The 18118-nt window shown below is 68.0% G+C and carries 19 protein-coding genes; 10 read left to right on the forward strand and 9 right to left on the reverse strand.

The genetic code is table 11. The features are described 5' to 3' along the window. Positions 1-42: 42 nt before the first annotated feature. Entirely contained in the window at positions 43-933 is an 891-nt protein-coding gene (locus tag QRN67_RS24045; RefSeq protein WP_081268691.1) for a gamma-glutamyl-gamma-aminobutyrate hydrolase family protein, read from the forward strand. A gap of 58 nt (positions 934-991) precedes the next feature. Next, positions 992-1336 (forward strand): hypothetical protein, encoded by a 345-nt coding sequence (locus QRN67_RS33225; RefSeq protein WP_350226937.1) that lies wholly within the window; start codon positions 992-994, stop codon positions 1334-1336. An 84-nt stretch (positions 1337-1420) separates the two neighbouring features. On the opposite strand, the gene QRN67_RS24055 is transcribed toward QRN67_RS33225, so the two are convergent. Both QRN67_RS24055 and QRN67_RS24060 read right to left on the reverse strand, forming a co-directional pair. After that, on the reverse strand, positions 1421-2293 hold the full coding sequence (locus QRN67_RS24055; protein WP_285413894.1) for an N-formylglutamate amidohydrolase: 873 nt from the start codon (positions 2291-2293) through the stop codon (positions 1421-1423). 13 nt (positions 2294-2306) lie between these two features. After that, a complete protein-coding gene (locus QRN67_RS24060; RefSeq protein ID WP_081268694.1) occupies positions 2307-3269 on the reverse strand; it encodes a tripartite tricarboxylate transporter substrate binding protein BugE in 963 nt (320 codons plus the stop codon). Positions 3270-3381: 112 nt separating this feature from the next. Here QRN67_RS24060 and QRN67_RS24065 point away from each other — a divergent pair, with 112 nt between their 5' ends. After that, a complete protein-coding gene (locus tag QRN67_RS24065; protein WP_081268695.1) occupies positions 3382-4302 on the forward strand; it encodes a LysR substrate-binding domain-containing protein in 921 nt (306 codons plus the stop codon). Positions 4303-4322: 20 nt separating this feature from the next. Here QRN67_RS24065 and QRN67_RS24070 read toward each other — a convergent pair whose 3' ends face one another. Both QRN67_RS24070 and QRN67_RS24075 read right to left on the reverse strand, forming a co-directional pair. Next, the gene (locus QRN67_RS24070; protein WP_285413895.1) at positions 4323-5309 is read right to left on the reverse strand and encodes a tripartite tricarboxylate transporter substrate binding protein; all 987 of its coding nucleotides are present in this window, start codon (positions 5307-5309) and stop codon (positions 4323-4325) included. 3 nt (positions 5310-5312) lie between these two features. Then, entirely contained in the window at positions 5313-8273 is a 2961-nt protein-coding gene (locus QRN67_RS24075; protein ID WP_285413896.1) for a DNA topoisomerase III, read from the reverse strand. A gap of 180 nt (positions 8274-8453) precedes the next feature. On the opposite strand from QRN67_RS24075, the gene QRN67_RS24080 reads away from it, so the two are divergent. Genes QRN67_RS24080 through QRN67_RS24090 form a run of 3 tightly spaced genes read left to right on the forward strand, consistent with a single transcriptional unit; the run spans position 8454 to position 10160 of the window. Then, positions 8454-9089 (forward strand): SET domain-containing protein, encoded by a 636-nt coding sequence (locus QRN67_RS24080; RefSeq protein ID WP_285413897.1) that lies wholly within the window; start codon positions 8454-8456, stop codon positions 9087-9089. Between the two features lie 2 nt (positions 9090-9091). Next, a complete protein-coding gene (locus QRN67_RS24085) occupies positions 9092-9904 on the forward strand; it encodes a biotin--[acetyl-CoA-carboxylase] ligase (RefSeq protein ID WP_285413898.1) in 813 nt (270 codons plus the stop codon). 13 nt (positions 9905-9917) lie between these two features. After that, entirely contained in the window at positions 9918-10160 is a 243-nt protein-coding gene (locus QRN67_RS24090) for a sporulation protein (RefSeq protein ID WP_285413899.1), read from the forward strand. 9 nt (positions 10161-10169) lie between these two features. On the opposite strand, the gene QRN67_RS24095 is transcribed toward QRN67_RS24090, so the two are convergent. Then, a complete protein-coding gene (locus QRN67_RS24095; RefSeq protein WP_285413900.1) occupies positions 10170-11612 on the reverse strand; it encodes a sensor histidine kinase in 1443 nt (480 codons plus the stop codon). Positions 11613-11977: 365 nt separating this feature from the next. Between QRN67_RS24095 and QRN67_RS24100 the strand changes: the two genes are divergently transcribed. Next, positions 11978-12721, forward strand: a complete 744-nt coding sequence (locus QRN67_RS24100) for a hypothetical protein (RefSeq protein ID WP_285413901.1) — start codon at positions 11978-11980, stop codon at positions 12719-12721. A 28-nt stretch (positions 12722-12749) separates the two neighbouring features. Here the strand turns inward: QRN67_RS24100 and QRN67_RS24105 are convergent, their stop codons facing one another. Continuing rightward, a complete protein-coding gene (locus tag QRN67_RS24105; RefSeq protein ID WP_081268702.1) occupies positions 12750-13424 on the reverse strand; it encodes a response regulator transcription factor in 675 nt (224 codons plus the stop codon). Positions 13425-13496: 72 nt separating this feature from the next. Continuing rightward, positions 13497-13982, reverse strand: coding sequence for a MarR family winged helix-turn-helix transcriptional regulator (locus QRN67_RS24110; protein WP_106936359.1), 486 nt, complete (start codon positions 13980-13982; stop codon positions 13497-13499). A 144-nt stretch (positions 13983-14126) separates the two neighbouring features. On the opposite strand from QRN67_RS24110, the gene recA reads away from it, so the two are divergent. Genes recA through QRN67_RS24125 form a run of 3 tightly spaced genes read left to right on the forward strand, consistent with a single transcriptional unit; the run spans position 14127 to position 16158 of the window. After that, positions 14127-15233, forward strand: a complete 1107-nt coding sequence (gene recA / locus QRN67_RS24115; protein WP_081268704.1) for a recombinase RecA — start codon at positions 14127-14129, stop codon at positions 15231-15233. Between the two features lie 48 nt (positions 15234-15281). After that, positions 15282-15743: a recombination regulator RecX gene (gene recX, locus QRN67_RS24120; protein WP_081268705.1), complete on the forward strand. Its 462-nt coding sequence runs from the start codon at positions 15282-15284 to the stop codon at positions 15741-15743. Continuing rightward, on the forward strand, positions 15724-16158 hold the full coding sequence (locus QRN67_RS24125) for an SRPBCC family protein (RefSeq protein ID WP_285413903.1): 435 nt from the start codon (positions 15724-15726) through the stop codon (positions 16156-16158). Before recX ends, QRN67_RS24125 begins: the two co-directional genes overlap by 20 nt. Before the next feature lie 9 nt (positions 16159-16167). On the opposite strand, the gene QRN67_RS24130 is transcribed toward QRN67_RS24125, so the two are convergent. Both QRN67_RS24130 and QRN67_RS24135 read right to left on the reverse strand, forming a co-directional pair. Continuing rightward, positions 16168-17277 (reverse strand): mandelate racemase/muconate lactonizing enzyme family protein, encoded by a 1110-nt coding sequence (locus QRN67_RS24130; RefSeq protein WP_285413904.1) that lies wholly within the window; start codon positions 17275-17277, stop codon positions 16168-16170. A gap of 5 nt (positions 17278-17282) precedes the next feature. Continuing rightward, positions 17283-18104, reverse strand: a complete 822-nt coding sequence (locus QRN67_RS24135) for a transporter substrate-binding domain-containing protein (protein WP_285413905.1) — start codon at positions 18102-18104, stop codon at positions 17283-17285. Positions 18105-18118 lie beyond the last annotated feature (14 nt).

Consider the following 18118-nt stretch of genomic DNA (forward strand, 5'->3'; position numbering starts at 1 on the left):
TTTCGCATCACCCGTCCGGTTCGCTCCGTCGACAGTCCCGCGATGACACAACCTGTTTCCGCCCGGCTCAAGATCGGCCTGTCCGCCTGCTTCTCGCATGCCGACCCCGCCCGATCGCTCTTCACCAACAAGACGCTGCAGTACGTCGAGCAATCGATCGCGCACTGGCTCATGTCCGCTGGCGCCATGGTGGTGATGGTGCCCTGCCCCACCGGCGAGACCGCGCGCGGCGACACCAAGCTCTCGCACTACGCCGAATGGCTCGACGGGGTGGTGATGCACGGCGGCGCCGACGTCTGGCCCGGCAGCTACGGCGAGGTGCCGCTGAAGGACGCATGGATCGGCGACCGCATCCGCGACCTCTACGACCTGGCGCTGGTCGAAGCCTTCGAGCAGGCCGGCAAGCCCATCTTCGGCGTGTGCCGCGGGCTGCAGCTCATCAACGTGGCCTTCGGCGGCACGCTCTACCAGGACATCGAGGCGCAGCACGGGCACCCCGAGACGCTCAAGCACCGCGACCCGGTCACCTACGACCAGAACTTCCACCAGATCGAGCTGGTGCAGGGCACCCGCCTGTCGAAGCTCTACCCCGACCTGAAGACCGCGCGGGTGAACAGCATCCACCACCAGGGCGTGAAGGACATCGCGCCCGGCTTCGACATCGAGGCCTGGAGCCTGCCCGACCGCGTGCCCGAGGCCATCCGGCGCCGGGCCGATCGCGGCCGCAGCTACATCGCCGCGACCCAGTGGCACCCCGAGTTCCACAAGTACGGCAGTACCGAGACGGTCGACGACACGCCCATCCTGCACGACTTCCTCTGGGCCTGCGCCACCGCGCGCGTGGCGCCGCGCACGAGCAGCATGCGCGGCATGCCCGGGCGCATCCGCAACCGCGCCGCGCGCCTGCTGAAGCAGGCACTGCTGCGGCGCTGAGGCCGCGCTCCCATCACCATCCGCGAGACCGTGGCCGCTGCGGGAGATCGTCGATGCGGTGATCGACGCGCAGGTCGAGGCGCACCGCGAGATGTACGACCGTTTCGTGGCCGAGTGGGTGGGCGTGCTCGAGGCTGCCTCGGACGTGGCGGCCGACGGCCCGAAGAAGGGGCGTGGCGCGCTGAATCAGCGCGAGCTGTTCTTCGTGCCGGAGACGCCGGCGTCGATGGTGCCGAACACGGTGACGCCGCTGCCGCCCGTGGGTGTGGCGGCGCTCGATGCATTGGCGCTGCCGGCTGAGCCGGTGCCCGCGCAACCCGCGACGAGCGCGCCCATCGCGACGGCAAGAACGGCTGCAATGAATGGCTTCACTGGAAACTCCAAGAGGTGTGGTGGGTCATGACCGTTTCCACTATAGGCCGCCGGCCCGGCCCCTCGTGTAACAACACACCGGGGCCGGCAGGGTTGTTGGCCTGCGGCGGGCCGCTCAGCGCGGGTCCGTCGCCAGCAGCATCTCGACCAGCGAGCGCAGGTGCCCCTGCAGCCGCGCGGCGCCGGCCTCGTCCAGCGCCAGCGTGGTCTCGTCCATGTAGAGCTTGCGGTTGATCTCCACCTGGATGCTGTGCCGGTGGCCTGCCGGGTCGCCGTTGCGGCGCACCAGCTCCACGCCCTTGTAGGGGTGGTTGTAGTCCACGCTGTAGCCGAAGCCGCGCAGGTGCTCGCAGATCTTGCGCGACAGCGCCGGGTCGGCGGTGCTGCCGTCGCGGTCGCCGATCACGAAGTCGGCATGCGCCAGGCCCGGGAAGTCGGTGGCATGGCTGGCCGCGATGGCCGGCATCGAGTGGCAGTTGATGTGGATGCTGTAGCCGTGGCGCGCATGCGCCTCGTCGATGGCCTGCGCCACCGCCGCGTGATACGGGCGCCAGCAGGTGTCGATGCGCTGGCGCACCTCTTCCACCGGCAATTGCCGGTCGTAGATCGGCAGGCCTTCGTCGGTGAGCTTCCAGATCAGCCCCTTGCCCAGGCGCACCTTCGACAGCACGCGCGGATCGGTGGAGACCGGGTCGGTCCACTCGCCCTGCAGCATCGTGGTGTCGATCTCGGTGGTGTCGCGGTTGGCGTCCAGGTAGCTGCGCGGAAAGTGCGCCTCCACCCAGGCCACGCCCATCGCCGGGGCGAAGGCGTAGAGCTTTTCCACGTGCGTGTCCTCGGCGCGGCGCAGCGTCGCGAGGTCGCGCACCGTGCCGAAGTCCTCGGGGTAGACGGTGCCGCTGTGCGGGGAGTCCAGCACCAGCGGCGTATGCCCGGCAACGCTCGTCACCTGGGCGCGGGTTTGAATCAGTTTCAGGACTGGATGCATAGGCAGGCCGGGCTCAGTCCAATCGCACGCGTGCGAATTCGGCCACCTTCTTCATCTTGTCGATCTCGCTGGCGATCTGCTTGGTGAACTGCGCCGGCGTGGTGCCCGATGCGTACAGGCCCTGCAGCGCCAGGCGCTCGCGCACCGAGGCGTCCTTCAGCGCGGTGGCCACGGCCTGCTGCATGCGCAGCACCAGCTCGGCCGGCGTGCCGGCGGGCGCGATCATGCCGAACCACGACGGGTCGTTGTTGGCCGGATAGCCCAGCTCGCCGTAGGTGGGCACGTCGGGCAGCACGTCGAGGCGGCCGTTCCACGACACGGCCAGCGCCTTCAGCTTGCCCGCCTTCACGTGCGGCAGCGAGGAAGCCACCTGGTCGAAGTACACCGGCACTTCGCCCGCGAGCACGTCGTTGATGGCCGGGCCCGCACCGCGGTAGGGGATGTGCACCATCGAGGTTCCGGTGCTGCTCTTGAACAGCTCGCCCCACATGTGGCCGATGGTGCCGTTGCCCGGAGAGGCGTAAGACACCTTGCCCGGGTTGGCCTTCAGGTACTTCACCAGCTCGGCGAAGCTGGCCACCGGCAGCTTCGCCGGGTTGATGACGATCACGCCCGGCGCCTTGACGATCTCGGTCACTGCGGCAAAGCCCTTGATCGGGTCGTACGGCAGCTTCTGGTACACGGCCGGGTTCACGCCGTGCGTGGACAGGGTGGCGATGCCGAAGGTCAGGCCGTCCGGCGTGGCGCGGGCCAGCTCGGCCATGCCGATGGAGCCGCCGGCACCGGCGCGGTTGTCGATGACCACCGGCTGCTGAAGGATCTTGGCCACGGGCTCGCCGAGCACGCGCGCCGTGATGTCGGTGGCGCCGCCGGGCGGGAACGGAACGACCAGGCGAATGGGCTTGCCCTGGGCAAAGGATATTCCTGGAAGGATCGAAGCAGCGGCCAGCGTGGAGATGAAATGACGACGTTGCATGGGGTGGATTCCAATGTGCATTGAGTGAGAAGGAGCGATTTCGCCTCACTTCAGAAGCAAAGGATAGACCAGCTAACATTCTGATCTGGAATGTTTTAATGGGCATCCTGCCATGTCGTTGCGCCGTCTCAATCCTCCGCTGAACCTGCTGCGTGCCTTTTCCACCGTGGTGCGCTTCGGCGGCGTCTCGCGCGCGGCCGAGGCGCTGCACCTCACGCAGGGCGCGGTCAGCAAGCAGGTGCAGGAGCTCGAGCGCTGGATCGGCGCGCCGCTGTTCGAGCGCAACCGCAAGCGACTGGCGCTCACGCCGGCCGGCGAGCGCTACGAGAAGACGGTGCGCTCCCTGCTCGCGCAGCTGGAGGCGGCCACGCTGGAGCTCATCACCAGCGGCGACGGCGGCGGCGCGCTGCACCTGTCCACCCTGCCCACCTTCGGCGCCAAGTGGCTGATTCCGCGGCTGCCCGACTTCCAGCGCGCCCATCCGCAGATCACGCTGCATTTCGTGCCCTTCGTGCACGGCTACGACTTCGAGCGGCCCGAGCTCGACTGCGCCATTCTTTTCGGCGACGGCCACTGGCCCGGCGCGCAATCGCACTACCTCGCGGGCCGTGACGTGGCGCTGATCGCGCCGCGCGCCGCGCAGGCCGAGGTCGCCATCCGCACGCCGCAGGACGTGGCGCGCTGCACGCTGCTGCGCCACGTCACGGTGCCGCAGTCGTGGCTGCACTGGAGCGAGACGCACGGCGTGCGCGGCCTCGACCCGCTGGCCGGTCCGCAGTTCGACCAGTTCCAGACCATGATCCGCGCGGTGATGGTCGGCATGGGCGTGGCGCTGGTGCCGCGCTGCCTGGTGCAGGACGAAATTTCCTCGGGGCTGGTGGACGAGCCGCTGCCGGGCGGCGGCTACAGGGGCAACGAGGGCTACTGGTTCTGCTATCCGGAAGGGCGCGGCCAGCTGGCCACGCTCGATCATTTCCGCAGCTGGCTGCTGGCGGAGGTCGACCGCGCCAAAGAGGCGCAGGCGCCCGCCTGAGCCCTGCTAGGTCGAACGGCTCATTCGGGCTTTGCGCCCGAAGCCTTCACCGCGGCGCCCCACAGGCGGATCTCGCTCGCCACGAAGCGGTCGAACTCCGCCGGCGTGGTGGGCGCCGGCTCGGAGCCGCGCTCGCGGATGAAGCGCGCCATCTGCTCGCTCTTGAGGATGTCCGTCACCTCGTGGTTGAGGCGCTCGACGATCTCGGGCGGCGTGCCGCGCGGCGCCATCAGGCCGAGCCAGCCCACCGCCTCGAAGTTCTTCGTGCCGGCCACGCCGCTTTCGGCCACGGTGGGCACCTCGGGCAGCTGCGACGAGCGCGTGGCCGACGTGACCGCCAGCGCCACCGCCTTGCCCGACTTGATGTGCGGCAGCGCGGCCGTCACCGAGTCGATCATCAGCGGCACCTGGTTGCCCAGGAAGTCCGACTGTGCCGGGCCGCTGCCGCGGTACGGAATGTGCGTGATGAACACATGCGCGGCCGACTTGTACATCTCGCCCGACAGATGCTGCGTGCCGCCGATGCCGGCGCTCGCGTAGCTCAGCCGGCCGGGTTCCGCCTTGGCGCGCGCGGTGAGCTCGGCCAGCGTGCGGATGCCGCTCTCCGGCGTGGCCAGGAACACCAGCGGCACCTTCGCGATGAGCGAGATGCCGACCAGGTCCTTGCGCGGATCGAAGCCCGGCTTGGCGTAGAGCGTCTGGTTCACCGCCATCGCGCTGCCCGCTACCACCAGCGTGTAGCCGTCGGGCTGCGAGCGCACCACGAACTCGGTGCCGATGTTGCTGCCGGCGCCGGCCTTGTTGTCGACGATCACCGGCTGGCCCAGCCGCCTGCCGAGCTGCTCGGCCATCGCGCGGGCGAAGATGTCGGTGGCCTGTCCCGGCGGGAACGGCACCACCAGCTTGACCGGCCTGTCGGGCCACGCGGCGGCATGCGCCATGCCGGCGCCGCCCAGCGTCGCGACGGCCGCCAGGGCCACGCTCGCTGCGAAGTGTCTGCGCCGCATGGCTCAGGTCGCCGAGAGGTGCTTGCCCACGATGCCCGCGAGTTCGAACATCGTCACCTGGTCCTTGCCGAACACCGGCTTGAGCTTGGCGTCGGCATTGATCGCGCGCTTGTTGGTCGCGTCCTGCAGGCCGTTGGCCTTGATGTAGTCCCACAGCTTCTTGATGACTTCGGTGCGCGCCACCGGTTCGGCGCCGATCACCGCGGCCAGCGAGTCGCTGGGCTTCAAGCCCGCGCCAGGCTTGCGCGGCGCGGCGGCCTTCTTCGCGGCCGGTGCCTTCTTGGCGGCGGGCGTCTTCTTCGCCGCCACCTTCTTGGCTGCCGCCGTCTTGCCCGCGGGCGCGGCCTTGCCGAAGGTCTTGCGCGGCGGGAACTTGCTGCCGCCCTCGCGCGGTGCAAATTCGAAGGTCACCTTGCCCTCTTCGGCGTTCCAGGTCAGGAAGGCCTTGAAGGCGCGGCGCGTGCGCATGCTCACGAACTTGTCGAGCAGGTCGGTCTTGCCGGTGGCCAGCAGCTTTTCCATCTGCGCGCGCTCCACCGGCTGCTGCAGGATGATCTTGCCGGTCTTGAAGGTGCACGTTGGCGTGGGTTGCGCATTGGTCGGCACCGACTTCTCGCAGACGTAGTTGCTGCCGTGCTCGAACACCGGCGCGCCGCATACCGGGCACGGGCCCACGGTGTCCTGGTCGCTGAAGTCGACGATCTCGCCGGTGTCGGCGTTCTTGTCGTCGCCGAAGTCGAACTCCAGCTTCCAGTTTTTGGCCTCGTCGTCGAACTTGATGACGATCTCGGAAGTGAAGGGCCAGCCGGCCTTGGAGCGGAAGCCGTCCAGCGGGCCGATGTGCTTGTCGCGCAGCAGCGCCTCGGCCTCGGCCACCTCGAAGGTGCGCCCGGCCGGCGACTTGCCGAACGAGAAGCCGCAGGCGTCCTCGCCGGTGCCGCTTTTGCCGGTGCAGGCGTAGCGGCGGTAGTTCTCGCGCACGATGCCGCCGCAGTTGGGGCACGGCGTCTGCAGGGTGGCGTAGTCGCCCGGCACGGTGTCACGGTCGTATTCCTTCGCCTTCTTGACGATGTGCTCCGTCATCTCGGCGATCTCGCGCATGAAGGCGTCGCGGCTGAGCGCGCCCTTCTCCATCTGCGCGAGCTTGTATTCCCACTCGCCGGTGAGCTCGGCCTTGGAGAGTTCTTCCACGCCCAGGCCGCGCAGCAGCGTCATGAGCTGGAAGGCCTTGGCCGTGGGAATCAGCTCGCGGCCTTCGCGCAGCATGTATTTCTCGGTGATCAGGCCTTCGATGGTGGCCGCGCGCGTGGCTGGCGTGCCCAGGCCCTTCTCCTGCATGGCTTCGCGCAGCTCGTCGTCGTCGATGGTCTTGCCCGCGCCTTCCATCGCGCCGAGCAGCGTGGCTTCGGAGTAGCGCGCCGGCGGGCGCGTCTTCAGGCCCTTGATGTCGGCGGACTCGGTCTTCACGATCTCGCCCGGCTTCACCGGCACGAGGCGCTTGCCGTCCTTGTCGTCTTCCTTCTCGTCGTCCTGGGCTTCCTTGCCGTAGATGGCGAGCCAGCCCGGCTTCACCAGCACCTTGCCGTCGGTGCGGAAGGGGTACTTCCTGCCGCCCTGCTCCACCGTGCTGATGCGCGTGGTGACCTGGTATTCGGCGCTTGGGAAGAACACCGACAGGAAGCGGCGCACTACGAAGTCGTACAGCTTCTGCTCGGCCTCGCTCAGGCCGCTGGGGGCCTGCAGCGTCGGGATGATGGCGAAGTGATCCGACACCTTGGCGTTGTCGAAGATGCGCTTGTTGGGCTTGACGTAGTTGCCGTCGACCGCCTGCTTGGCGAACGGCGCCAGGTGCTTCATGCCGCTGTTGGCGAGCATGCCCATGGTCTGCTTGACGACGGGAAGATAGTCTTCCGGCAGCGCGCGCGAATCGGTACGCGGGTAGGTCAGCGCCTTGTGGCGCTCGTACAGGCTCTGCGCCAGCGCCAGCGTGGTCTTGGCGCTGAAGCCGAAGCGGCCGTTGGCCTCGCGCTGCAGCGAGGTCAGGTCGAACAGCATCGGCGAAGCCTGCGTGGTGGGCTTGCTTTCTTCGGTGACGGTGGCGGGCTTGCCGCGCGAGGCGTCGGCGATGGCGCGGGCTTCCTGCTCGTTCCATACGCGGTCGGCGCGCTGTTCGGGGTCGGGTTCGCCGTTGGCCAGGAGCGGCGCGCTGGCCTTCTTCCAGTCGGGGTTGAACCACTTGCCGGGGTACTCGCCGGCCTCGGCCGCGAAGCTGCCGTGGACTTCCCAGTAGTCGCGCGAGACGAACTTGCGGATCTGTTCCTCGCGCTCCACCACGACGGAGAGGGTCGGCGTCTGCACGCGGCCCACGGTCGTGAGGAAGAAGCCGCCGTCGCGCGAATTGAATGCGGTCATGGCGCGCGTGCCGTTGATGCCCACCAGCCAGTCGGCCTCGGAGCGCGAGCGCGCGGCGTCGGCCAGGCCCTGCATCTGCTTTTCGGTGCGCAGCGCGTCGAAGCCGTCGCGGATGGCCTGCGGCGTCATCGACTGCAGCCACAGCCGCTTGACCGGCTTGTTCAGCCCCGACTTGCCGCCGGCGTACTGCTCGATCAGGCGGAAGATCAGCTCGCCCTCGCGGCCCGCGTCGCATGCGTTGATGAGCTGCGTCACGTCCTTGCGCTTGGCCTGTTTGACCACCGCGTTCAGGCGCGTCTTGGTCTTGTCGACCGGCTTCAGGTCGAAGTGCGGCGGAATCACGGGCAGGTTGGCAAAACTCCACTTGCCGCGCTTGACGTCGAATTCCTCGGGCGCCTGGATTTCGACCAGGTGACCGACAGCGCTGGTCACGACATAGCTGTCGTTCTCGAAATGCTCGTCATGTTTGTCGAATTTGCCGGCCACCGGCGTGAGGGCGCGGACGATGTCCTGCGCCACCGACGGCTTTTCTGCGATTACCAAGGTCTTCATCAACAATTCCTAAAAAGTTCTCAGGCCGCCGCCGAGCCGCCTCAAGGCGGCCTGCGGCCCCCTCGGGGGGCAGCGACGACACGCAGTGCGGGAGCGTGGGGGCCACATACAATCTGCGGCTTCCCGCGTGCGCACGCGCACACGCGCATGTGTGCATATTCAAACTAACAGACTTCGGCGATGCCTTCCAAAACCCCACTTTCCGCCGGTCGCCGAATCCAGATGCGGCGCTCCGATGTCCACGGCAACGGCGTGTTCGCGGTGCAGGACCTGGCCGAAGGCGAAACGCTGATCGAATACAAGGGCGAGATCATCAGCTGGAAGGAAGCGCTGCGCCGCCATCCGCACGACCCGGCCCAGCCCAACCACACCTTCTACTTCCACATCGACGACGGGCGTGTGATCGACGGCAACGTCAAGGGCAACGACGCGCGCTGGATCAACCACTCGTGCGAACCGAACTGCGAGGCGGACGAGGTCGATGGGCGCGTTTATATCAAGGCGCTGCGCAACATCGCCGCAGGCGAAGAGCTCAACTACGACTACGGCCTGATCATCGACGAGCCGTACACGCCGAAGCTTCTGTCCGAATTCCCTTGCTGGTGCGGCTCCGAGCAGTGCCGCGGCACGCTGCTGACGCCCAAGGATGAGGACGAAGAAAAGAAAAAGAAGAAGAAAGACAAAAAGAAAGCCGAGAAGAAGAAGGCCGAGAAAAAAGAGGCCGAAAAGAAAGAAGCCAAGAAGGCCGAAAAGAAGGCCGGCAATAAGGCTGAAAAGAAAAAATCCGCCAGGAAGGACAAGTCCGGGAAGGACTGAACATGGGCAGCACCACCGCCGACTGGTTCGAAGACCGGATCGCCGCGGCGGTCGCCCCGCTGCTGCCCGGCTTCACCGTCGAGGCCGTGGCCGAGATCGATTCCACCAACACCGAACTGATGCGCCGTGCGCGCGCCGGGCGTGTCGAGCCCGTGCTGCTCGTGGCCGAGCACCAGACGGCAGGGCGCGGCCGGCTGGGCCGGCCCTGGCAGAGCGCACCGCGGCAGGAAGCCTCGGCCTCCCTGCTGTTCTCGCTGGGCCTGCCGCTGGCGCCCGCCGACTGGTCCGGCCTGTCGCTGGCCGTGGGTGTCAGCGTGGCCGAGAGCCTCGACCCCTCCGGCGCACACAAGGTCGGGCTCAAGTGGCCCAACGACGTGTGGGTCAACGACAGCAAGCTGGTGGGCATCCTCATCGAGACCGCGCTGCCGTCCAGCGGCCGGCCCGATGCGTCGCGCTACCTCGTGATCGGCATCGGCGTGAACATCGGCGCGCGCGATGCCGACGGCATGCGCACCCCGCCGGCCTGGCTGCGCCAGTGGCGCCCCGATGCCAGCGCGCCCGAGGTGCTGGGCGAGCTGGCCCCGCCGCTCGTGCAGGCCGTGCTGGATTTCGAGGCGCGCGGCTTCGCGCCTTTTGCCGAACGCTTTGCCGCGCGCGACGTGCTGCGCGGCCGTGAAGTGGCGCTCAGCGACGGCACCACCGGCCTGTGCGAAGGCGTGGCCTGGGGCGGCGAACTGCAGGTGCGCACCGACGCCGGGCTGCAGCTCATATCGAGCGACGAAGTAAGCGTGCGCCCTCGCGGCATGGCGTTCTGACCGGCCGATCCGCATGAAGCTGCGTCTCCTGCTCGTCGTATTGCTGCTGGCCAACGCCGGCTACTTCCTGTGGGCGCGCGGCGATCTCGCCGGCTTCGGCCTGGCGCCGGCGGGGCTCAACGAGCGCGAGCCGCAGCGTCTCGCGCGGCAGATCCGGCCCGAGTGGCTGCAGATCCGCAACGACGCGAAGCCTGCCGGGCCGGCTCCGACTCCAACCCCGGCCCCCGCAGCTGCCGCGCCCGCGCCCTCCCCCTGACCATCAGGCTCAGACAGGCGCCTCGGCCTCGAAGCGCACCGTGAAGAGCGCCCCCGGCGGATGCTTGCCGGGATGCGCATCCTCCAGCCTCACCTGCGCGCGGTGCTGGTTCGCGATCTCGCGCACGATCGGCAGCCCCAGCCCGGAGCCATCGGCCTCGTTGCCGAGCACGCGGTAGAAAGGCTCGAACACCAGCTCGCGGTCGGCCTCGGCGATGCCGGGGCCGTTGTCCTCCACCTGCAGCAGCAGCACGTGGCCGAAGGGGTCTGCCAGCACGCGCACGGTGATCAGGCCCGGGCGCTCCGGCGTCGACGGCGTGTAGTTCAGCGCGTTGTCGACGAGGTTGCGCACCAGCTCCTTCAGCAGCGTCTGGTTGCCGTCGAACATCACGCCGGGCGCGCCCGCCTCGGCGCCGTCGTAGCCCAGGTCGATGCGCTTCTCGATGGCCCGCGGCACCGCCTCGCGCACCACCTCGATGGTGAGCCGCGCCAGGTCGCAGGGCTGGTGGTGCACGTTGGCGCTGTTGCCTTCGGCGCGCGCCAGCGACAGCAGCTGGTTCACCGTGTGCGTGGCGCGCTTGCTGGCGCGGCCGATCTGCTTGAGCGACTGCTTCAGCTCGTCGGCGTTGGCGCCTTCGCGCTGCGCCAGGTCGGCCTGCATGCGCAGGCCCGCCAGCGGCGTCTTGAGCTGGTGCGCCGCGTCGGCCAGAAAGCGCTTCTGCGTGCCGATGGAATCGTTGAGCTTGTCCAGCAGCTCGTTCACCGAAGACACCAGCGGCACCACTTCGAGCGGCACCGATGATTCGTCGAGCGGGCTCAGGTCGCCGGGGCGCCGCTCGCGGATGCGCGCCTCCACCACCGACAGCGGCTTGATGCCGCGCACCAGCGCCAGCCAGATCAGCAGCACCGCCAGCGGCAGGATCGCGAACTGCGGCAGCAGCACGCCCTTGATGATCTCGGCCGCCAGCACCGACTGCTTCTCGCGCGTCTCGGCCAGCTGCAGCAGCGAGGGCGGCACGTCGTCGCGGCCGCTGGCCAGCCACATCGAGGCCACGCGAACCGGCTGGCCGTGCACGTCGCTGTTGTGCAGGAACACCTGGTTGGGCGGCAGCGGCTCGTCGAGGCCGGGCTGGGGAATGTCGCGCTCGCCGCTCAGCAGCGTGCCGTGGCCGTCGAGCAGCTGGTAGTAGACGTGGCCTGCATCGTCGGCCCGCAGGATCTCGCGCGCCGACTGCGAGAGCACGAACTGCGTGTGCCCTTCCTTCACCGTCACCAGCTCGGCCAGCGCCTTCACGTTGTGCTCGAGCGCGCGGTCGAAGGGCGCGTTGGCGATGCCTTGTGCCACCAGCCAGGTGACGCCGATGCTCACCGGCACCAGCAGCAGCAGCGGCGTGAGCATCCAGTCGAGGATCTCGCCGAACAGCGAGCGCTGCGCGCGCTGAAATAATTTCAAGTGTGAAGTTCCTGATGAGGCTCAAGAAATCCACGACGAGCGTGATTTAGTGCCATTGCAACAAAACGGGATGCTGAAGTTTGCGCGGTGCTCGGTTGTAGTCTCTGCACGCAGTTTCTGCAATTCGAAAAAATCTCAGGGAGTGAATCATGAAGACCAAGTCACCGGGCGGCTGCCCAAGGCCGTTCTGGGTTGCTGCGACCGTGCTTGCCACGGGAGTGGGGATCACGGCATGTGGAGGAGGCGGCAGCGGGGGCGGCGGGGGGATGCCGTTGCTGCCACTGCCATCGAGCTCGCCTGCACCCGCACCCGCACCGTCGCCGGCACCCGCGCCTGCGCCCGCACCTGCAGCGAACCGTGATCCCGTGCAGGGCAGCGAACCGCTGCCGTCGCTGAGCGCGCCTCAACCCGGCTCGACCGCCGCAGTGGGCAACGACAGCGAAGGCATATACGGCTCGCTGCTCGACCTCGGCTTTGTCGGTGCCGACGGCTCCGTGGCCGCCAAGTTCGTCGTCGGCACGCTGTGGGGATCGATCAAGGTTTCGGGACTCGACTGGTCCTTCAACCCCGACACGCTGTACTACTTCATCGACGCCTCGCCCGTGACGGGCTCCGGCACTTTCGTGTCGAAGAAGTCGATAAGCGGAACCTATGCCCACGGCTCGCGTGAACCGTCGAAATTCGGGCCGCTGGGCTATGCCGCGGAGAACGCGCTCGCGGTGTCGCAGGACAGCGTGGTCGGCAAGTGGGCCAACACGGATACGACCTTCGGCATCAGCGTCACGATCGAGGTCGACGACAAGGGGGCATTCACCGGCAAGACGGTCGGCTTGCAGATCGGCACCTGCAGCATTTCGGGCACGATCGCGCAGGCGCAGCCCGGCACGAGCAAGAACATGTACGGTCTCGCCATGAGTGCGGTCAACGCCGCCACCGATGCCAAGGACGCCTGCAAGCTCAGGACCGATCTTCCCTACAAGGGCCCGGCCGCCATCGGCCTTGTGCCCGCCGGCAACTTCGACAGCAACGGCTTCTTCCGCAACATCATGTTCCTGATCCGTACCAGCGATGGCGCCACGCTGTCGGCTGGCCTGCGCAAGCAGCCGTAGCGGGCCGGTGCGTGGACTGAGGCCTCTGTCAGTTCTGGATCTTCTCGAGGCAGTAGCCCAGCCCGCGTACCGTGGCGATGCGCACCGGGCCCTTCTCGATCTTTTTGCGCAGCCGGTGGATGTACACCTCGATCGCGTTGAGGCTCACCTCCTCGCCCCATTCGCAGAGGCGGTCGACCAGCTGGTCCTTGCTCACCAGCCGGCCGGCGCGCTGCAGCAGCACTTCGAGCAGGCCGAGTTCGCGCGCCGACAGCTCGATCATCTTGCCGTCGATGGTGGCCACGCGGCCGGCCTGGTCGTACACCAGCGGGCCGTGGCGGATCGCGTTGCTGGTGGTGCCCATGCCGCGGCGCGTGAGGGCGCGCACGCGGGCCTCGAGTTCCTGCAGGCTGAAGGGCTTGGCCATGTAGTCGTCGGCGCCGTTGTCCAGGCCCTTGACGCGCTCTTCCACGCTGTCGGCCGCCGTGAGCACCAGCACCGGCAGCTGCGAGCCGCGCGCGCGCAGGCGCTTGAGGATCTCGATGCCGTGCAGGCTGGGCAGCCCGAGGTCGAGGATCAGCAGGTCGAACTCGTCATGGGTCATGAGCGCGGTGTCGGCCTGCGAGCCGTTGGCCACGTGGTCGACCGCCGCGCCCGAGGTGCGCAGGCTGCGCAGCAGGGCATCGGCCAGCACCTGGTCGTCTTCGGCAATCAGAATCCGCATATGCGCCACCTCCGGCCTGTTTGGGTGTCGGGCGCCCGGCGGCGCCGTCGACGTTTGTCTCTGCCTCGAAGTCTAGCCCGCTGTATAGGCTTCCAGTCCGATGGTTACCACGGTGGCGATGTCGTCGCCCACGCTGCTGCGGAACTCGCGCTCGGCCTGCGTCACCGCGCCGTGGAAGGCGTCGAGCCAGGCCAGCCCGTCGGCCGTGAACAGCACGCGCCGGGCCCGCGCGTCGAGCGGATCGGGGCCGCGCGTGACCAGGCCCCAGGCCTCGCACTGGTCCACCAGGGCGCCCATCGCCTGCTTGGTCATGCCGGCGCGCTCGGCCAGCTCGGTGAGGCGCGAGCCCTCGCGCGCCAGGTGCCGGGTGATGTGGATGTGCGCCGCGCTCACCTGCGCGCGCGCCGCGAGGTTCGACAACGCCAGCGGCACGTCGACGTCGTGCGCCATCAGCTCCAGCACGCGCTCGTCGAAACGGCGCATGGCGTGGCCCAGCAGGCGGCCCAGGTGGGTCTGCCGCCAGGCGTCGGGATCGGTCGGAAAGGCGGTTTCGCTCATGTGCCAAATGGTAAAGCAAACTGACCAAAAAACAGGTTTACGCAGCGGCATCAGCCCCTACACTACTGTTCAAGCATCCAGCCTGTGGTTAAAAGCAGATGGGTGAAACCAGACACAAACCGTTGATATTCAAGGAGTTTCCACATGGACGCAGTCGTCAAGGGCGCAAGCATCTCGGTCGCCAACAGTGAAAAAGCCAAGGCGCTGCAAGCCGCGCTGGCCCAGATCGAAAAGCAGTTCGGCAAGGGCACGATCATGCGGCTCGGCGAAGGCGAGGCGCTGGAAGACATCCAGGTGGTCTCCACCGGCTCGCTGGGCCTGGACATCGCGCTGGGCGTCGGCGGCCTGCCGCGCGGCCGCGTCATCGAAATCTACGGCCCTGAATCCTCGGGCAAGACCACGCTCACGCTGCAGGTCATCGCCGCCATGCAGAAGCAGGCCGGCACCTGCGCCTTCGTCGACGCAGAACACGCCCTCGACGTGCAATACGCCCAGAAGCTCGGCGTCAACCTGTCCGACCTGCTGATCAGCCAGCCCGACACCGGCGAACAGGCCCTCGAAATCGTCGATTCGCTGGTGCGCTCGGGCGCCGTCGACCTGATCGTGGTCGACTCGGTCGCCGCGCTCACGCCCAAGGCCGAAATCGAAGGCGAGATGGGCGACTCGCTGCCCGGCCTGCAGGCCCGCCTGATGAGCCAGGCGCTGCGCAAGCTCACCGCCACCATCAAGAAGACCAACTGCATGGTCATCTTCATCAACCAGATCCGCATGAAGATCGGCGTGATGTTCGGTTCGCCCGAAACCACCACCGGCGGCAACGCGCTGAAGTTCTACGCCTCGGTGCGCCTGGACATCCGCCGCATCGGCACCATCAAGAAGGGCGACGAGGCCATCGGCAACGAAACCAAGGTGAAGGTGGTGAAGAACAAGGTCTCGCCCCCGTTCAAGACGGCGGAGTTCGACATCCTGTTCGGCGAAGGCATCAGCCGCGAAGGCGAGATCATCGACATGGGCGTGACCGCCAAGATCGTCGACAAGTCGGGCGCCTGGTACGCCTACAACGGCGAGAAGATCGGCCAGGGCCGCGACAACGCCCGCGAGTTCCTGCGCGAGAACCCCGAGCTGTCGCGCGAGATCGAGAACAAGGTGCGCGAGTCGCTGGGCATTCCGCTGCTGGCAGCCGATGCCGGCTCCACGCCCGAGAAGCCGCAGAAGGCCGCCAAGGCCGAGAAGGCGGACAAGGGCGAGTAACAAGCCCCCGAGCGCGGTCCCCTGCCGGGCCGCGCGAGCGGTTCCCGCATGGCATTCGACGCCCCGTCCCTCAAAGGCCGCGCACTGCGCCTGCTGAGCCAGCGCGAGCATTCGCGCCTGGAGCTGGAGCGCAAGCTCGCCAAGCATGAAGAAGAGCCCGGCACGCTGGCCAAGGCGCTCGACGAACTGGCCGCCAAGGACTTCATCAGCGAGCCGCGCGTGGTGGCCTCGGTGCTCAACCAGCGGGCGGCCCGCTCCGGCGCGCTGCGGGTGAAGCAGGAACTGCAGGCCAAGGGCATCGCGCCCGAGGCCATCGCCGAAGCGGTGGCCGGCCTGCAGGAAACCGAGGTGGAGCGCGCCACCGCCCTCTGGCGCCGCCGCTTCGACGCCGCGCCCGCCGACGCGAAGGAACGGGCCAAGCAGATGCGATTCCTGATGGCGCGCGGTTTCTCGGGCGCCGTCGTGTCCAAGGTACTCAGGAGCGACTTCGATGAAATCGACGACGAATGAAGGCAGTGCTGCCGTCCAGTCCCGCGTCATCACGCAGCGCGTGGCCTGCGAATGGCGCCGCGCCTACGTGCTGGCCGCCGATCCGAAGCGCCTGCCCGACTGGGCCAGCGGCCTTGCGAAGAGCGCGCTGGTGCCGCACGGCGACCACTGGATCGTGCGCACGCCCGAGAGCGGCGACGCCCGCATGCGCTTCGCGCCGCGCAACGACTTCGGCGTGCTCGACCACTGGGTCACGCCTGAAGGCGTGCCCGAGGTCTACCTGCCGTTCCGCGTGATCGGCGTCGGGCCCGACGCCTGCGAGCTGCAGTTCACGCTGCTGCGACAGCCGCACATGGACGATGCGGCCTTCGAGCGCGACGCCGGCTGGATCGCGCGCGACCTGCAGTCGCTGCGCAGCCTCATCGAAGCCGACTGACCGGCCGGCTCAGCCGCGCAGCACCAGCGGCGTGAACTTGCGCCGCGCCTTCAACTGGTCGGCGTCCCACTCGATGCCCAGCCCGGGCGTTTCCGGCGCCACCGCATGCCCGTCCTCGATGCGCAGGCGGCTTGTCGTCAGGTCGTCGAGCTGCGGGATGTATTCGACCCAGCGCGCATTCGGCACGGCGGCGCACAGGCTCACATGCAGCTCCATCAGGAAGTGCGGGCACATCGCGATGTTGTGCGCCTCCGCGAGGTGCGCGATCTTCAGCCACGGCGTGATGCCGCCCACCCGCGCCACGTCGGCCTGAACGATGGAGCAGGCGCCCTGCTGGATGTATTCCGCGAACTGCGACGGGTGGTACATCGATTCGCCCACCGCGATCGGCACCGAGGTGCTGGCCAGCAGCTGCGCATGCGCGCGCACATGCTCGGCCGGCATCGGCTCCTCGAACCACGCGAGGTCGAGCGGCGCGTACTGGCGCGCACGGCGTATGGCCTCGGCCACGGTGAAGCTCTGGTTGGCATCCACCATCAGCTCGAAATCCGCGCCGACCGCTTCGCGCACGGCCGACAGGCGCGCGATGTCCTGCGCCACGTGCGGCTTGCCGACCTTGATCTTCGCGCCCAGGAAGCCGTCGGCCTTGGCGGCCAGTGTCTGCTCCACCAGCTGCGCGGGCTCGATGTGAAGCCAGCCGCCTTCGGTGGTGTAGACCGGCACGCGCTGCTGCGCGCCGCCGGCCAGCTTCCACAGCGGCAAGCCTGCCGCCCGCGCGTTGCGGTCCCACAGCGCGGTGTCGATCGCCGCCAGCGACAGGCTGGTGATCGCGCCCACGGCGGTGGCGTGCGTGTGGAAGAACAGGTCGCGCCAGATGGCCTCGTACTGCTGCGGGTCGCGCCCGATCAGCCGCGGCGCCAGGTGGTCGTTCAGCAGCGCCACGATGGACGAGCCGCCCGTGCCGATGGTGTACGTGTAGCCGGTGCCCGACGAGCCGTCGTCGCAGCGCACCGTGACCATCACGGTTTCCTGCGTCACGAAGGACTGGATGGCGTCGGTGCGCCTGACCTTCGGCGCGATGTCGATCTGCGCGATCTCGACCTGGTCGATCTTCGCCATCGCGATCAGCCTGCGTTGCGCGTCACGTCGGCCGGCAGGTCGGCGCCGTGGAACTTCTTGTAGATGGTGTTGAGCTCGCCGCTCTTGAGTTGCGCCTTCACGAACTCGTCGAGCCTGGCCTTCAGGCGCGGTTCGTTCTTGCGCATGCCGATGGCCATCATGTTGACCTTCATGGTGAACTTCGGCTCCATCTGCTTGGCCGGGTTCTTGTCGTTGATGGTCTTCAGCAGCGGCGGCGCGGTGGCGAAGATGTCGGCCTGCCCGCTCACCACGGCGGTGATGGAGGTGGCGTCGTCGTCGAAGCGAACGATCTGCGCGCCGGCCGGCAGGATCTTCGTCACTTCCTGGTCGTTGGTGGTGCCGCGCGTGGCGATCACTTTCTTGCCCGCGAGGTCGGCCGGGCCGGTGATGTTCATGCTCTTGGGCGCGCCCACCACGGCCAGGATGGCGGCGTAGGGCACCGAGAAGTCGACCACCTTCTCGCGCTCGGGCGTGACCGACATGCTGGAGATCACGATGTCCGCCTTGTCGGTCTGCAGGAAGGGAATGCGGTTGGCGCCGGTGGTCGGCACGATCTCGAGTTCGAGGCCCAGGCTCTTGGCCAGCAGGCGCGCGGTTTCCACGTCGGAGCCGGTGGCGTTGAGCTTTTCGTCCTTCAGGCCATAGGGCGGCACGGCCAGGTCGATGGCCACGCGGATCTTCTTGGCGGCCGTGATGGTGTCGAGCTGGTCGGCATGCGCCGCGCCGCCGGCGAAGGCGAGCGGCAGTGCCAGTGCGAGCGCGGAAAGCAGTGCGCCGCGGCGCCGGGCGAGGAAAGAGCGGGTCATCGATGGTCTCCTGG

Source organism: Variovorax sp. efr-133-TYG-130, from assembly GCF_030208835.1.
In the GTDB taxonomy this organism is placed as follows: Bacteria; Pseudomonadota; Gammaproteobacteria; order Burkholderiales; family Burkholderiaceae_C; genus Variovorax.

Coding starts and splice junctions, on each gene's coding strand:
- QRN67_RS24045 (WP_081268691.1), top strand. CDS start 43: ATGACACAACCTGTTTCCGCCCGGCTCAAGATCGGCCTGTCCGCCTGC.
- QRN67_RS24065 (WP_081268695.1), top strand. CDS start 3,382: ATGTCGTTGCGCCGTCTCAATCCTCCGCTGAACCTGCTGCGTGCCTTT.
- QRN67_RS24135 (WP_285413905.1), bottom strand. CDS start 18,104: ATGACCCGCTCTTTCCTCGCCCGGCGCCGCGGCGCACTGCTTTCCGCG.
- QRN67_RS24055 (WP_285413894.1), bottom strand. CDS start 2,293: ATGCATCCAGTCCTGAAACTGATTCAAACCCGCGCCCAGGTGACGAGC.
- QRN67_RS24080 (WP_285413897.1), top strand. CDS start 8,454: ATGCCTTCCAAAACCCCACTTTCCGCCGGTCGCCGAATCCAGATGCGG.
- QRN67_RS24060 (WP_081268694.1), bottom strand. CDS start 3,269: ATGCAACGTCGTCATTTCATCTCCACGCTGGCCGCTGCTTCGATCCTT.
- QRN67_RS24105 (WP_081268702.1), bottom strand. CDS start 13,424: ATGCGGATTCTGATTGCCGAAGACGACCAGGTGCTGGCCGATGCCCTG.
- QRN67_RS24075 (WP_285413896.1), bottom strand. CDS start 8,273: ATGAAGACCTTGGTAATCGCAGAAAAGCCGTCGGTGGCGCAGGACATC.
- QRN67_RS24130 (WP_285413904.1), bottom strand. CDS start 17,277: ATGGCGAAGATCGACCAGGTCGAGATCGCGCAGATCGACATCGCGCCG.
- QRN67_RS24110 (WP_106936359.1), bottom strand. CDS start 13,982: ATGAGCGAAACCGCCTTTCCGACCGATCCCGACGCCTGGCGGCAGACC.
- recX (WP_081268705.1), top strand. CDS start 15,282: ATGGCATTCGACGCCCCGTCCCTCAAAGGCCGCGCACTGCGCCTGCTG.
- QRN67_RS24090 (WP_285413899.1), top strand. CDS start 9,918: ATGAAGCTGCGTCTCCTGCTCGTCGTATTGCTGCTGGCCAACGCCGGC.
- recA (WP_081268704.1), top strand. CDS start 14,127: ATGGACGCAGTCGTCAAGGGCGCAAGCATCTCGGTCGCCAACAGTGAA.
- QRN67_RS24085 (WP_285413898.1), top strand. CDS start 9,092: ATGGGCAGCACCACCGCCGACTGGTTCGAAGACCGGATCGCCGCGGCG.
- QRN67_RS24070 (WP_285413895.1), bottom strand. CDS start 5,309: ATGCGGCGCAGACACTTCGCAGCGAGCGTGGCCCTGGCGGCCGTCGCG.
- QRN67_RS24125 (WP_285413903.1), top strand. CDS start 15,724: ATGAAATCGACGACGAATGAAGGCAGTGCTGCCGTCCAGTCCCGCGTC.